Here is a 241-nt window from a genome sequence, read left to right as displayed (position 1 = left end):
CGGACGTCGACGGTCCGACCGTACAGCGCCACCAGCGGGCGCTGCCGGACGCGACCGTGGTGGCAATGCTGACGACGTTCAACGCCGACGAGTACATTCTCACCGCGCTGCGCTCGGGGGCGGCCGGCTTCCTGCTCAAGGACACCGGGCCGGACCAACCCCCCCAACTGGGGCGGGCCTTGGGCGCGGGGGGGGTCGGGGTTCCACGGTGGGCGTCCCTGCCCGGGGGGCAGGCCCACCC

General features: G+C 74.7%; 1 pseudogene. It reads left to right on the top strand.

The window, feature by feature from the left end:
- A pseudogene (locus tag KVT44_RS56770) lies at nt 1-241 on the top strand (DNA-binding response regulator); the annotation flags it as partial.

Source organism: Streptomyces sp. GbtcB7 (genome assembly GCF_019091445.1).
GTDB lineage: Bacteria > Actinomycetota > Actinomycetes > Streptomycetales > Streptomycetaceae > Streptomyces > Streptomyces mirabilis.
Note: the sequence above shows the minus strand (reverse complement) of the source record. Positions and strands in the feature narration are given on the sequence as shown.